Here is a 13,835-nt window from a genome sequence, read left to right on the forward strand (position 1 = left end):
ATGATCAGCAAACTGGAGTCGCTGCGGACGGACGCCCACGACCAGCTGGACGGCAGGTCCCGGAAGGCAGACTGGGCGGGGGTGAACGCCACGGTCACCCGGCAGTTCATCACCCGGACCGCCAAGGAGTTCGGAGACGCCGTCACCGAGGCGACCTCCATCCGCAACATCCTCCAGGACACGTACCACGAACTCCTCGACTGGCAGCAGAAGCTCAACGAGGCCGTCGAGCACGGGCTCAAGAACAACCTGACCGTGGTGGGGACCGGCAACGGCGGGTTCACCGTCACCATGAACATCCACCCGGACCGGGCCGCCAAGGGCACCACCGTGCCCGGGCACTCCGTGGCCGACATGGAGAACCTCCGCGACGAGGTCCAGCGCATCCTCAGCAAGGCCACCGAGAGCGACAACAGCGCCGCGCAGGTACTGAACGCCCTCATGGGCCAGACACCACTCGGCTTCTCCGACGCCTCCTACGGCGACCGGGACACGGCGGCGAAGGCGCTCAAGGACGCCGAGAACCTGGCGAACCTCGTCAAGAACAAGGGGGACGACATGACCCCCGTGGAGTTCGACGACCTCACCCGACAGCTCGGCGCGTACAAGGACGACCCGCTGTTCCAGGAGAAGTTCGCCACCACCCTCGGCCCGCGCGGCGTCCTCGACTTCTGGGCGGACCTCTCCGACCCGTCCGACGGGGGCGCACTCCAGCGCGCCCGCCTCAACCACTTGGGCGACCTCCAGACGAACCTCGGCCTCACCCTGGCCGGAGCCACCCGGACCGACAGCCCCGCGATGCGCCAGTGGGAGCAGGACATGGTCGGTCTGGGCGGCCAGCAGATCACGACGCGGGGCACCCGGGTGTACGGCTTCCAGCTGATGAGCAATCTGCTGCGGAGCGGCGACTACGCGGACACCTTCCTCACCACCTACGGCAACGCCCTCGTCTCCACCGAGAAGAGGATGAAGCTGCCCGACCACTACTGGAACGGGACCACGGGCGGCCCCGTGATGCCGAAGATGAACTTCCTGGGGGACGAGTTCGGGCGCGACCCCATGACCGGCTTCATGACCGCCCTGTCCAGGTCCCCCGGCGCGGCGACCCAGTTCTTCACCGCGACCGTCCCGCAGGACAACGCCGAGTACGTCCTCAACGGCCGCCACACCTTCGACGACACACCGCTCGACCACGGTGACGCCAACCAGTCCAGGGACGCCACCGGCAAGGCCCTGATCGCGGCGGCGACCGGAGTCGACCCGAACGACCCGAACGCCCGGCCGGTGGACCACACCCCCGAGCACCGCCAGGTCCTCGACCGGTCACTCAAGTACCTGGCGGCCGCCGGTGACGACTTCGCGCCCGAGTTCCGCGACGACATGGCGATCGTCCTCGGCAACCACGCCGACGAGGTCCACTACTCGATGAGCGCGCTCGCCAACGACCCCGGCGACCCCAAACTGCTCGACCGCGGTCAGCTCCTGGAGGTCACCAAACAGATCTCGCGCGACCAGGACTCGTACGGGAAGCTCAACGACTTCATGAACCAGGAAATGGTGCGGGACATCTACACCGACCACCCCAAGGACCCGCACGAGACGCTCCAGCGGGCCGGCCAGACCACCGGCTTCCTGGAGGAGGCCCGCTACCAGGCGCTCAAGACCGACAAGCACGACCCGTCCTGGGACGCCAAGTGGATGTACCACGGCTTCGGCGCGGCGGTGAACTTCATCCCCGGCGTCGGCGACATCGCGCAGCGCGGCGTCGACGCGCTGACCTACCAGTGGCAGCTCGACGAGCAGGCCCGTATCAACCACGAGATCCAGCGGCAGAACGGCCAGGTGTTCACCGGCCGGGAGGGCCAGCTCAAGGCCCTGGCCGAGCAGTGGGACAGGGTCAACCCCGACAGCGGCAAGAACGCGTACACGCTGACCAGTGAGGCCGGCACCGCCGCGCTCAACGGCAACGCGGCGGCCCAGGGCCTGGCGGGCGACCAGTGACCCGTACGCACCGCGCCCTGTCCCTCGCCACCGCACTCTGTGCCTCGCTCTGCGTCCTCGCCGGCTGCTCCTCCTCCGACGGCTACACCACGCCGGACGCCCTCTGCGGTGTGCCGGTGGGGTCGGGGCCGTTGGCCGCGCTCCTGCCGGACGGGCGGAAGCTGGAGCAGTCGCCGAAGCACATCGACGCGGCGACCTCCGTCTGCTCCCTCAGCGTGGACGGGAAGCCCGCGCTGTACCTCACGGACGACGTGACCGACACCGGGGTGGACCCGGCCGCCGTGCAGCGCGACGTCCTGCTGCGGATGGGCAACCCGCGGAAGGTCTCCGTCGGGGACGACGCCCGGGTGGCGGACAGGGGCGGGATCGCGGTCGGCGTCTGCGCCCAGCAGGGCAGACGGCAGAAGTTCGTGACCCTCGTCGACCTCACCTCGGAGCATGTGGTGCCGAAGCGGACCGCCGACCGCCGCAAGGCGCTGGAGGAGTTCCTGCGCGCGTATCTGCCGAAGGCGATGGAGGCGAAGGGCTGCCGAAGGTGAGGAACGGGCCGCGTCCCGGAACCGGTCGGGACTAGATCTCGACGTACGCGACGACCACCACGGTCTTGAGGGCGGTCACGTAGTACAGGACGCGCACGGCTTCGACCTCGTCGACGTACTGCCGCAGTCGGGGACCGGCGCTGCCGCCCGGGAGCGGCTCGCCGAGGTCGGGGTCGACGGAGATGACGACCAGGGCACGGTCGATGGCATGCACCTCGGCCTCGCTGGTGGTGTTCTCCACCTGCTTGGCGGCGGCGTCGGAGAAGGCGATGCGGGCGCGGCGCGGGCCGTGGCGCGGGGCCATCAGGCGGAGCCCGGACGCTGGGCGGCGAGGCGGGTCAGGAGCGCCTCGCGCAGCTCCTCCCAAGGCGTACAGCCCTCGACCGGTGGCAGCCCGTTCTCCGCGATGTCCTCCAGGACGGCGGCGAGCTGATCGGCGGTGGCGCGGGCCTTGGCCGCGTACGCGCGCACCGCGTCGGCGGCCGCGGGCTCCAACTGCTGCCGTGCGGCGGTACCGGGGGCCGACTGTTCGCTCATCAAGGGCTCCAGAGGCGCGGAACGGGCCGTTCTCACGCACCACGGTAGCGCCGGAGGCGGGGGATCCGGGTCCGCTCCGGTGGAGCGGCGCCGAGGGCTTGTGGGACCGCGAAGGCAGGCGGCATGCTACCGATTTCGTTCGAGGTTCAACCGAGGGGGGCCCATGAAGGTTGACGAGATGGTCACCAAGCTCCGGCTGAGAGCCCGTCAGCAGCGGTCGTCCGGGCGCACTGTCTACTCGGTGGCGGTTCCCGTGGAGCCCGACGTGATGACCAGCCCGTCCGAGGGCTGGGTGCTGGACTCGGTCTCGCAGGCGATCCAGGCCGTCGAGGAGGAGGGCTGGCAGCTGGACCGCGTGAGTGCCTACGCCTGGTCCGTTCGCGAGTTCCCGAGCGAGAGGGTCCTGCTGGTGTTCCGGCGGTGACACCCGAGGGGGGCTGGGCAGCTCGGGCGAGGAGGGGGCGTGCGGCGCGCAGCGCGCCGGGAGGGCTGAGGCCCGTGGGGGTTGGTGGGCACAGGCGTACGGCAGAATTCCTTCGTGGAGTCCATGGAGATCCTGGCCGCACTGGATGCGGCGGTGACGGAACTGGCCACGCCGATGCGGGTGTACGTGGCGGCCGGACGGTTCACCGAGCCGAGCCCCGACCTGCCGGAGTTGGCGCACCGGATCCGGGCGCTGCTGGCAACGGTCGCGGCCGACGAGGCGTGGCAGCGCTTCCTGCCCCGGTACGCCCCGCCGTCCGCGGCGGAGATCTGCGCCTGTCTGGAGCCCGTGGAGACGCACGAGGCCGCCGCGTTCCTGGCCCGGCTCGCGGCCGTCGACCTGGTGTGGCCCGACCACCGGCACCTGCCCGCCGGCGCCGCCGAGCGCGCGGCGGACCGGGTGGTGTCCCTGCTGGGCCACGACGGCAGTTGGTGGACGAACCATGACGCCGCATGCGGCGCCGTGAACGGTCTCACCCCACTGTTCGACAGCCTGCTCGCCGGGACGGACGGCGAGCACTTCGCCCTGGCCCTCCAGATCGCCGACGACTGAACGAACAGGCCCGGCCCGGTGGGAGCGGTCGCCGGTCCGGCGCACCCGCCTGTCGTCTACGCGATCGCTCGGGAAACCGCCTCCGCCGCTTCCGCGATCAGCTTGTTGTCGTAGTCGGCGTCCCTGGCAGCGCGGTTCGACACGATCGCCATGACGATGGGCGCGCTGTCGGGGGGCCACACCACCGCGATGTCGTTGCGGATGCCGTAGACACCGCCCGCACCGGTCTTGTCCCCGACCGCCCAGTCCTTGGGGACTCCGGCGCGGATGAGCTCGCCCCCGGTGGTGTTGGTCCGCAGCCACCGCGTCAACTGGGCGCGCTCGGCCGTACGGAGACGGTCGCCGAGGACGAAGGCGCGCAGGTCCTGGGCGAGTGCGCGGGGCGTCGTCGTGTCCCGTACCGCGCCCGGGGTCCACTGGTTCAGGTCCGGCTCTCGGCGTTCGACGCGGGTCACCGTGTCCCCCGCCTCCCGCAGGACACGCTCCAGGCCCTTGGGTCCGCCGAGCGCGTCGAGGAGGAGGTTCCCGGCCGTGTTGTCGCTGTAGCGGACGGCGGCGTCGCACAGTTCGCCCAGCGTCATCCCGGTGTCCACGTGCTTCTCGGTGACGGGCGAGTTGGCCACGAGGTCGTCCTTGGAGTACCTGATCACCTTGCTCATACCGTCGAGGGAGTACTTCCGCAGGACGGCTCCCGCGGCGAGGGCCTTGAACGTGGAGGCGTAGGCGAACCGTTCGCCGTCGCGGTACGAGACCTCACGTCCGTCGCCGGTGTTCACCGCGTAGACGCCCAGCCGGGCTCCGTACTTGCGCTCCAGGGCCTTGAACTCGGCGAGGGGCGGCTTCGTGCTGGTCTGCGGCCGTGGAGCCGCGGTGGGATGCGTCGAAGGCGGCGACGCCTTGCCGTCGGCCTGGGCGCAGGCCACCAGGGGCAGGGTGGCGAGCAGGGCGAACCCGCCCAGGGCGGCGCGTCGTGCGCGTGAGTACTGCATGCTCCAACCTCCAAGTGCCGGGAAAGGCCGTGCGCGTCAGGAACGACGGGCACATGCGGCGATCCTCCCCGGGCCACCCGGCCGTGCTTGATCGCGGCACGGCGGTGGGAGCGGTGGCAAAGGTCACTTCTGGCACCCGGCACCTTGCGCTCCCCTGCCGAGGAGGGAGCGCGAGTCCCTGGATCAGCCGGTCTCTCCCGGCCGCCGCGTGGTCCGGCCAGTGTGGTCACCGTCGCCGAGACACGGCGTCACGGGAGTGAGTGGGAGGGGCGGGCGCCGGCCCACCGGAGCCAAGGCCTGGTGGCGCCCCATTGCCTCCCACCGCACCACCTCACAGGAGGGGAAGAAGAATGCCCAGGATCTCTGCCGAGGACAAGAACCTCACCGTCCTCAACATTTTCACCACCGACGCCCCGGAGAAGCAGGAGGGTCTGCTCGGCGCGATGCGCGAGATCGTCGACGCCGCGGCCTACCCGGGCTGGATGTCCTCCACCGTGCACGCCGGTGTAGACAAGCCGGGCACGGCCAACTTCATCCAGTGGCGCAGCCGCGCCGACCTGGAGGACCGTTACAACGCCGAGGAGTTCGAGCACCGTACGCTCCCGCTCTTCGGCGAGCTGACCACCTCGATCCGCCTCCTCCAGAACGAGATCGTCCACTCCCGGTCCGCGTCCGGCGAGCCGGTCGACATCTCCCCCGCACGCGGCGACCACACCGTCATCGCGGTGTTCGGCGTGGCGGAGAAGAACCAGGACGCCCTGGTGGACGCGCTCGGCCCGTCGATGGACTTCCTCGGGGACGTTCCCGGTTTCGTGTCGCACACCGTCCTCAAGGGCATCGCCGCCCGCGGCTTCGAGGGCTCCTTCGTGGTCTCCTACTCCCAGTGGGAGAACAAGGAGGCCTGGGACGCCTACCAGGCCGTCCCGCAGGACAGCAAGTCCGCCGCCCGCCAGAAAGCGGAGCAGCGGACGGCCTCGCTCCTGACGTCGGTGGACTCCAACACCTACCGGGTCGTCCACACCCGCGCCGCCGGCCAGTGACGAGGCGTCGGACAGCGCCCGCGCGCGGGTAACCGCGGACCGTGCGGGGAGTACGCGCCGGACCAACACCGCGCACGCCCGGTTCCCCCACAGGAGCCGGGCGTCGCGTGTTCCGCGCTTCTCCGCTGTCGCCGCTCTCCCCGTACGGCCGTGGTGGTCTGGGGCAGGCCGAGATCGGCGGCGCCGGCCGCCGCCGGCGACGCCGGTACACGGGCCGGACGCCGACGATAGCCCGGCGAGCCGCCCCCTGCCATAAGGCTAGGCGCTGACCACATCCCGTACCGCCGCGAGGAACTCCTCCGTCCGCGGGTGCGTCGGGTGGGACGGGCGGGCGAGGTAGACCGTGGTGGGGGGCGCGTCGGCGAGCGCGACGAAACGCACCCCGGGGTGGCCGTAGCTCTCCGCCGTACTCACCGCCCCCACGCCGAACGCGCCGCCGGTGGCGATGAGGTTGAGCCACTCGTCGACGTTCTGCACCTCGACCGTGCGGTGCGGGCGCTGGTCCGGGGGCCACAGATCCACCGAGCCGGTGCCTGCGTCCGGCCACAGGGCGAGCGGGAGGGGCGGCCCGGAGGTGAGCTCCGCCAGCCGCACCCGGTCGCGGCCCGCGAGCGGGTGGTCGTCGGGCACGGCGGCGACCCGGTCCTCGGTGTAGAGGGCTTCGGTACGGATACGGGGGTCGGCGGGGACGGTCCGCAGCACCGCCACGTCCGTGTCACCCGTGGCCAGACCCGCGGTGCTGTTGTCCTGGCGGACCACTTCGAGGGGTGCGTGCGGGTGCCCCTGTCGCCACGTCCGCAGCAGCGGTACGGTCTGCTGCCCGAGGACCGCGCAGGTGTAGCCCAGGCGCAGCGGCCGGTCCACGGCCCGGGTGTCGGCCAGGGCCGCGTCGACGTGCGCGAGGATGGCGCGCCCGTGCCCGAGGAGGGTCGTGCCCGCCTCGGTGAGGTCCAGGTGCCGGGAGGAGCGGTCGACCAGGCTGACTCCCACGCGCGCCTCCAGCTGGGCGAGCGTGCGGGAGAGCGCGGGCTGCGTCATGTGCAGCCGGGCGGCCGCGGCGGTGACCGTACCCGCCTCCGCGATGGCGGCGAGGGCTCTGAGGTGCCGCAGTTCGACGTCCATGCCTGTAGAGCATAGTCCCTGCCCAGATGGCATTTCCGCACGGCGAGCGCGACCCGTAGCGTCGGGGTCGCCGGGTGATCGCCCGGCTTCCCTCCCGGGGCCCTCCCCCGGGGCCGCCCGGTACATCCCGGGCGTTCGTTTTCAGGCATGGACGGTGAGTTGTGAGGATTCTTCTGGTCGGCGCGGCCGGCACGCTGGGCTCCGCGGTACACAAGGCGCTCGCGGAGCGCGGCCACGAGGTGATCGGCGTCGGCCGTACGGGCGGGGACCTGGTCGCCGACGTCACCGACCCGCAGGCCGTGGCCCGGCTGTACGAGCAGGCCGGGCCGCTGGACGCGGTGGCCGTCGCCGCGGGCGACGCCGTGTTCAAGCCGCTGGCCGAGCTGAGCGCCGACGACTTCGCGGCGACGCTGCGCGGCAAGACGCTCAGCCAGATCGAACTCGTGCGTCAAGGCGTCCGGCACGTGGCTCCGACCGGGTCGTTCTCGCTGATCAGCGGGATCCTCACGGAGCAGCCGATCGTCGCGGGAGCGGCCGCGTCCACCGCCAACGGCGCGGTCGAGGCGTTCGTACGCGCCGCCGCGATCGAGCTCGCGCCGCAGCGGATCAACGCGGTCAGCCCGACGGTGGTCGAGGAGTCCCTGCCCGCTTACGGACCGTTCTTCGCGGGGATGGAGGCCGTTCCCGCGGCGCGCGCCGCCACGGCGTATGTCCGCTCCATCGAAGGGGCGCAGACGGGACAGATATACCGCGTGCACTAGGGAGCCGGCGGCGGGCGAAGGCCGGCCGGGCGGGCGGCGGCTGCTCCGGGCGGCAGGACGGCTGCTCCGGGCGGCCCTCCGGGGGGCCGCCTGCCGCAGGCCGGTCGACAGGACAGTCACGGGCCTCCCCTGTGCGGGCCCCGGACCGGCGGCCCCCGGCCCCCGGACCGGCGGCCCGGGGCCCGTCCCCCCGCACCGCCTCCGCTCGTGTGCCGGAGCCGGCGAACTCAGCGTCCCGGCACTGCCTGCCCGCCCTCCGGTGTGCCGTCGCTCCACAGGCGCGGGCCTCCGTGGTCGCGCAGGCGGCGCAGGAAGGACAGGACGCCCGCGCTGCCCGTGGCCCACCCCGGCCCCGTCGCGGCCAGGGTGTTGTCGGGGAACAGCGGGCGCCGAGGACTGCCGCCACTGCGGCACAGGATGAGGGCCAGCACCTCCTCGGCGGCGTGGTGCAGCGCGTCGTCGCCGGTGGCGGCCGCGGCGTCGATGAGCAGTTCGCCGACGCCTGCCAGTCCGCAGCACTGCGACACCGGGCTCATCCGGGGTGCCAGCTCGCGGCACACCCAGGCGCACCGCACCCCCAGGTCGGTCAGGTACGGGTCGTGCTCATGGCCTCCCGCCTCGATCAGCAGGGTGCCGATCCCGGCGAGTCCACGGCACCAGGAACCGTAGCGCCGGTGCGCCTCGGGGCGGCCCGCCAGCTTCAGCAAGTGCGGTGTCTCAGCGGCCAGTTCGGCCAGTCCCGCGCGGGCGACCGCGCCGGTGTCCGGGTCGCCGGTGAAGCGGTGGTAGGCGTGCAGGAAGTGCAGGACGCCCGCTCGGCCGTGGGCGAAGCCGAAGGGGAAGGCAGCCTCGGACGCCGCCGCCGAACGCTGTGGTCGCGGTCGCTCCCGTCCGGCCTCCGCGGCGAGCAGGGTGAGGGCGCACTCCCCCGCCGCGGCCAGGTGTGCGTCGGCCTCCTCGATACGCCCCGCCGCGTACGCGTGCCGTGCCAGCACCAGCAGCCCCGTCCCCGCGCCCGCCGCGCCACCGATCTGATCGCCGGAATCGTCGTAGGGGCGGGAGTCGGCGGGGTCACCCAACGCCCGCTCAGTGCCGGTTAATTGGGCGGCGGCGTCCAGGAACAGGTCAACGCCAGTACGGCCGGTGTGCAGGGCGGTGGTCAGCGTGGGCAGGGCGGTGTGGCGGGCGGTGCGCCGGGCGAGGCCCTCCACGGCCTCGACGACGCCAGGACGCTCCCGGTGGTGCAGCAGTTCCAGACCGACGCCTGCCGCGCCGTCGTACAGGGTGAGCCCGAAATGCAGCTGCCCGGAGCGGGGTTGCCGCCCTGCGGGCAGTTCGGCGGCGGCACTCACGCAGACCGCGACGGTGTGCGCGATGAGGTCGTCCAGGAGGCCGTGGGTGATCCTGGGTGGTGAGGGGAGGTGCTGCCCGGTGGTCACGGGGTGCCGCTGCCCGCGCCAGTGGTGTGCGCGGACCCCACGGCGTACCGGGTCGGGATCGAGGAGTCCGGCGACGAGTTCGCGGACCGGCCGGTGCGGCGCTTCCGGCAGTACGGCGGCCAGACAGGCGAGGGTGCGGTCCCGGTTCACGTTGTCGTCGCGGTCGACGATCACCGGGTCCATACCGGTCAGGGCGAAGTACAGGGTCGCGCCGAGCGCGTACAGGTCGTCGGCGGGGCCGGGCAGCTCACCCGCGCGGTACACCGGCATCGAGTAGCCCGGCGTGGCACCGGCGGGCCGGTCCCCGTGGAGGGCGCTGACGCCGAAGTCCACGAGGTACGCGGTGCCATCCTCCGCGAGCACCACGTTGGACGGTTTGAGGTCGCCCACCACGACACCCCGGGCGTGCACCGCTTCGAGCACGGCCAGAAGACGACGTGCGAGCACGGATATCTCGCGGCCGGGTGCGGGAGCGCCGACCGCTCGGGGGCCGGCGGGTCCGACGGCGGACGCGTACGGCCCGTGGCCGAGCACATCGCGGCGGAGGTCGCGGGGCCCGCAGTCGGTGATGACCAGGTACTCGTCATCACCGTGCCGAAGGTGGTCGCGCACCAGGGGGACGCCGTCGACGCCCGCCAGTGCCGCCAGGACGGTGTGTTCGTGCCGCAGGCGACCGCGGGCGTCCACACCGTCCGGTCCCTCACCGACGTGGGCCCTGGCCTGTTTGACGATGACGCGCTCGCCGGACGCGTCGTCCACGGCGCGGTAGACGTCCCCGTGAGGGGAGCGGGCGACACCCGTGGTGAGCCGGTACCGTCCGCCGATCAAGGGGGCGGGACGGGTCGGGGGCGGTGGGGCGGTCCGGAACGGGTCGGTGGCCCACGGGGGTTGGCGGTACCGGGTGCCGGCGCGCCCCCGGAAGCGCTCTCCGTCGGGGCCCGTCATGACGAGTGCGGCGTCGTCGGTGCCCGTGGCCCGGAACGGTCCGTAACGGTAGTGGACGGGGGCGTCGGAGCGGATCTGCCGGTCGCTGAGCACCCGTGGCCCTGTGCGGCCGGCCAGGACCTCGGCCAGTTCACGGCCGAGCGCCGCCGCGTCCCGGGGTCGCGGATAGACGGTCACGGCCTTCCCGACGAGCGCGGCATCGAGGGCTCCACTGTTCATGAGGCCCAGGGTCGCCGCGTCGCGGGCGAATTTCGCATCGCATGGATAGCGCAGCAGTACGGGGACGATCAGGTCCGCGACCGGGGACAGGTCCTCCGCGCGGGCGGATATGTGGAACTTCCAGCCATGGGCCGGGAGTTCGGCCTCCTTGGAGCGGGGTGCGAACAGGTAGAGCCACTGATCGTCGGCGACGAGTCGCCGCTCACTTCCGGCCAGCAGCTTCCCGAGGTGCTCATCGAGGCTCTGCTCAGGGGCCGGCCCACCGGGCCCCGGCGCCGGAGCCGCCTGCCCGCGCGCCACTCCCTCGGGCCCCGGGCGGTGTGCGCCGGTGGCGGCCGCCCCGGCCCCGTCCTCACCGGCCCGGGCCGGTCCGGCCGCCACCGCGCTCCTCGCCTAGTCGCAAGCGAAGCGGGTCGTCGCCGTCACCCAGGGGTCCGCCAGACACGCCTGGAGGCCGCGGGAGGGGTCCGTCTGCTCCTCGAAGGTGATCTCTTCTTCCTCCACAGCCACGTCGAGCGGGCCGGCGTCGCGGATTTCCAGTGCCACAGGGCTCATGACGATCCTTTCTGTGCGCAAAAAGGGAAGGTTCGGTGGAGAGATTGTCAAGCGCATGCCAGTTTCACCGAAGTCGAACGGCGGGGCAAGAGGCCGGACTTGAAAGGACGTGAGAGGTACGGCAATCGGACGCCCCACCCGGCGGGGCACGGCGGAGTCCGGCCACGGGCGGCGGATCGCGCGGGCGGAAGCGCCTCATCACGTCGTCCGGAACGCTGGATACTGGCCATTGGTCCAGTCCAATATAGGGACGGTGACCACCGCGCAGACGCAGGACCCGACGCTCCGGACCGAACCGGCCACCACCCGCCCCCTGTTGTGGGACCGGCGCTTCACGCTCTACTTCACCGCCCGCTCCGTCTCACTGGTCGGCGACGCGATGATGCCGGTCGCCACGGCACTCGCGGTCGGCGCCGTGTACGGGGTGTCGGGCGTGGGCTACGTCCTCGGCACCTGGACCGGGACGTTCGTCCTCCTGGTCCTGTTCGGCGGCGTGTTCGCCGACCGGTTCGGCGCGCGCCGGATGATGGTCGGCGCCGATCTGGCGAGGGTGCTCACCCAAGGGACGCTGGCGGCGGCGTTCTTCGTCGGGACACCGCCCTTCTGGCTGCTGCTGTCCATGGCGGCCCTCGCCGGTGCGGCCGTCGCGATGTTCCTGCCGGGGGTGAACGGGATGGTCCCGCTGGTCGCCCGGGACCCGCAGCGGGCCAACGGCACGCTCAAGGTCGCCGACGCCCTCGCCCACCTGCTCGGACCGACGCTGGCCGGAGTGCTCATCACGCTGACGGGCGCCGGTACCGTGTACACCATCGACGCCGGGACCTTCCTGCTCAGCGCCGTGTGCCTGGCCCTCGTCCCGCTCACCCCGGCCGGCGACCCCGCGAAGACGCCGGCCGTCACCGACTCCCCCGCCCGGACCGGCCGTTCGCTCCGGCGCGAACTCCACCAGGGATGGCAGGAGTTCCGCGCCCGCACCTGGATGTGGGCGGTGATCCTGATCTGGGTGGGCTACGGCGTCCTGCTCTTCGGCCCCCTCGTACCGCTCGGCTCGGCGCTGATCAGCGCACGGCATGGTGCGAACACGTATGGCCTTGCGGTGTCGTTCCTCGGCCTCGGAACGGTCGTCGGCGGTCTGCTGGCCCTGCGGCTGCGCCCCGCCCGGCCGTTGGCCGCCGGGGCGGCGGCGATGGTGCTGTACACGGCGCTGCCGCTCTGCGTGGCACTCGGCGCGGACCTGCCCGTCCTGCTCGCGGGCCATGTCCTGGGCGGCGGTGCCTGGGCGTTCTGGTCGGTGATGTGGGCGACCAGTGTGCAGACCCACACCCCGCCCGTGGTGCTGAACCGCGTCACGGCGTACGAGCAGGCGGGTTCGGTGTCCGGTATGGCGCTCGGCCAGATGCTGGCGGGCCCGGCCGCCGCCCTGGTCGCCCCGGAGCGGTTGCTGCTGGTGTCGGCGGGCGCCTGCCTGGCGGGCTGCGTGGCGCTCTTCGCGATCCCGGCGATCCGCACTCTGGGCCGCGCTCCGGCGGACGGGCGCGCGCCCGGGGAGGCGGGCGGGCAGTGAGTGCCCCCGCTCAACCGCGGTCAGTCCTGGCCGAGGTCACCGAGGTCACCGAGGTCACCGAGGTCACCGATGCCCCGGGCAACGCGGCTCGCCCCCGACAGCACCGGTCCGCGCCGGATGCCCCGCCCGTTTCGTACGCTTGCGGCATGCGCATGCGACCCACGCTGAGCTGGACCCCCGACACCGGCCTCCCGCCCGGCACCACCGACCTGGGGCCGGTCGCCGACGCGCTGAGCGCCGGCGGCGTGGTGGTGCTCAGCGGAGCCGGGCTCTCCACGGAGTCGGGCATCCCCGACTACCGGGGCGAGGGCGGAAGCCTCAGCCGGCACACGCCGATGACGTACCAGGACTTCACCGGCGGCCCCCAGGCCCGGCGCCGGTACTGGGCGCGCAGCCACCTCGGGTGGCGCACCTTCGGCCGCGCGCGGCCCAGCGCCGGACATCGGGCCGTGGCCGCGTTCGGGCGCCAAGGCCTGCTCAACGGTGTGATCACCCAGAACGTCGACGGTCTGCACCAGGCCGCCGGCAGCGAGGACGTGGTCGAGCTCCACGGCGGCCTCGACCGCGTCGTCTGTCTCTCCTGCGGCGACGTCAGCCCGCGCCGGGAGCTGGCCCGGCGGCTGGAGGAGGCCAACCCAAACTTCGCGCCGGTGGCCGCCGGGATCAACCCCGACGGCGACGCCGACGTGACCGACGCGCAGGTCGCGGGCTTCCACGTGGTGCCCTGTACCGTCTGCGGCGGCATCCTCAAACCGGACGTGGTGTTCTTCGGCGAGACCGTCCCCGCCCAGCGGGTCGCGCGCTGCCGCGCACTGGTCGCCGGGGCGACGTCCCTGCTGGTCCTCGGCTCCTCGCTGACGGTGATGTCCGGGCTGCGTTTCGTACGCCAGGCGGCCCAGGCCGGCACCCCCGTCGTGATCATCAACCGTGACCCCACCCGCGGCGACCAGCACGCCGTCACCCGGATCACGCTCCCTCTGGGAACGGCCCTCACCACTGTCGCCGAGGACCTGGGCATCCCGGTGGACGATCCGATGGCTACCTGAGGGGGCTTTGCTGCCCTTGCCCGGGGCGTACGCCGCGCGGCC

14 protein-coding genes are annotated in these 13,835 nt (G+C 72.5%); 8 read left to right on the forward strand and 6 right to left on the reverse strand.

The window, feature by feature from the left end:
• Nucleotides 1–2,001: a DUF6571 family protein gene (locus ABZ404_RS09655; RefSeq protein WP_358831566.1), complete on the forward strand. Its 2,001-nt coding sequence runs from the start codon at nucleotides 1–3 to the stop codon at nucleotides 1,999–2,001.
• Nucleotides 1,998–2,540: a hypothetical protein gene (locus ABZ404_RS09660; protein ID WP_358831565.1), complete on the forward strand. Its 543-nt coding sequence runs from the start codon at nucleotides 1,998–2,000 to the stop codon at nucleotides 2,538–2,540. Before ABZ404_RS09655 ends, ABZ404_RS09660 begins: the two co-directional genes overlap by 4 nt.
• Nucleotides 2,541–2,571: 31 nt before the next feature.
• Here the strand turns inward: ABZ404_RS09660 and ABZ404_RS09665 are convergent, their stop codons facing one another.
• On the reverse strand, nucleotides 2,572–2,844 hold the full coding sequence (locus ABZ404_RS09665) for a hypothetical protein (protein WP_358831564.1): 273 nt from the start codon (nucleotides 2,842–2,844) through the stop codon (nucleotides 2,572–2,574).
• Entirely contained in the window at nucleotides 2,844–3,077 is a 234-nt protein-coding gene (locus ABZ404_RS09670) for a hypothetical protein (RefSeq protein WP_358831563.1), read from the reverse strand. Before ABZ404_RS09670 ends, ABZ404_RS09665 begins: the two co-directional genes overlap by 1 nt.
• 163 nt (nucleotides 3,078–3,240) lie before the next feature.
• On the opposite strand from ABZ404_RS09670, the gene ABZ404_RS09675 reads away from it, so the two are divergent.
• Together ABZ404_RS09675 and ABZ404_RS09680 are read left to right on the forward strand one after the other, a co-directional pair.
• Nucleotides 3,241–3,501, forward strand: a complete 261-nt coding sequence (locus ABZ404_RS09675) for a hypothetical protein (protein WP_358831562.1) — start codon at nucleotides 3,241–3,243, stop codon at nucleotides 3,499–3,501.
• 123 nt (nucleotides 3,502–3,624) lie between these two features.
• The gene (locus ABZ404_RS09680; RefSeq protein WP_358831624.1) at nucleotides 3,625–4,113 is read left to right on the forward strand and encodes a hypothetical protein; all 489 of its coding nucleotides are present in this window, start codon (nucleotides 3,625–3,627) and stop codon (nucleotides 4,111–4,113) included.
• Between the two features lie 56 nt (nucleotides 4,114–4,169).
• Here ABZ404_RS09680 and bla read toward each other — a convergent pair whose 3' ends face one another.
• Entirely contained in the window at nucleotides 4,170–5,102 is a 933-nt protein-coding gene (bla, locus tag ABZ404_RS09685; protein WP_358831561.1) for a class A beta-lactamase, read from the reverse strand.
• A gap of 350 nt (nucleotides 5,103–5,452) precedes the next feature.
• On the opposite strand from bla, the gene ABZ404_RS09690 reads away from it, so the two are divergent.
• Nucleotides 5,453–6,142 (forward strand): antibiotic biosynthesis monooxygenase family protein, encoded by a 690-nt coding sequence (locus tag ABZ404_RS09690; protein ID WP_358831560.1) that lies wholly within the window; start codon nucleotides 5,453–5,455, stop codon nucleotides 6,140–6,142.
• A gap of 258 nt (nucleotides 6,143–6,400) precedes the next feature.
• Here the strand turns inward: ABZ404_RS09690 and ABZ404_RS09695 are convergent, their stop codons facing one another.
• Entirely contained in the window at nucleotides 6,401–7,264 is an 864-nt protein-coding gene (locus ABZ404_RS09695; RefSeq protein ID WP_358831559.1) for a LysR family transcriptional regulator, read from the reverse strand.
• Nucleotides 7,265–7,425: 161 nt separating this feature from the next.
• Between ABZ404_RS09695 and ABZ404_RS09700 the strand changes: the two genes are divergently transcribed.
• Complete coding sequence (locus tag ABZ404_RS09700) at nucleotides 7,426–8,025, forward strand: short chain dehydrogenase (protein ID WP_358831558.1); 600 nt, start codon at nucleotides 7,426–7,428, stop codon at nucleotides 8,023–8,025.
• Between the two features lie 227 nt (nucleotides 8,026–8,252).
• On the opposite strand, the gene lanL is transcribed toward ABZ404_RS09700, so the two are convergent.
• Both lanL and ABZ404_RS09710 read right to left on the reverse strand, forming a co-directional pair.
• Complete coding sequence (lanL, locus tag ABZ404_RS09705) at nucleotides 8,253–11,009, reverse strand: class IV lanthionine synthetase LanL (protein ID WP_358990317.1); 2,757 nt, start codon at nucleotides 11,007–11,009, stop codon at nucleotides 8,253–8,255.
• A gap of 12 nt (nucleotides 11,010–11,021) precedes the next feature.
• Entirely contained in the window at nucleotides 11,022–11,183 is a 162-nt protein-coding gene (locus ABZ404_RS09710; protein WP_358830830.1) for an SflA family class IV lanthipeptide, read from the reverse strand.
• Nucleotides 11,184–11,436: 253 nt separating this feature from the next.
• Here ABZ404_RS09710 and ABZ404_RS09715 point away from each other — a divergent pair, with 253 nt between their 5' ends.
• Both ABZ404_RS09715 and ABZ404_RS09720 read left to right on the forward strand, forming a co-directional pair.
• Nucleotides 11,437–12,747 (forward strand): MFS transporter, encoded by a 1,311-nt coding sequence (locus ABZ404_RS09715; protein WP_358830831.1) that lies wholly within the window; start codon nucleotides 11,437–11,439, stop codon nucleotides 12,745–12,747.
• Nucleotides 12,748–12,893: 146 nt separating this feature from the next.
• The gene (locus ABZ404_RS09720) at nucleotides 12,894–13,793 is read left to right on the forward strand and encodes an NAD-dependent protein deacetylase (RefSeq protein WP_358830832.1); all 900 of its coding nucleotides are present in this window, start codon (nucleotides 12,894–12,896) and stop codon (nucleotides 13,791–13,793) included.
• Nucleotides 13,794–13,835 lie beyond the last annotated feature (42 nt).

This window comes from Streptomyces sp. NPDC005878 (genome assembly GCF_040629815.1).
In the GTDB taxonomy this organism is placed as follows: Bacteria; Actinomycetota; Actinomycetes; order Streptomycetales; family Streptomycetaceae; genus Streptomyces.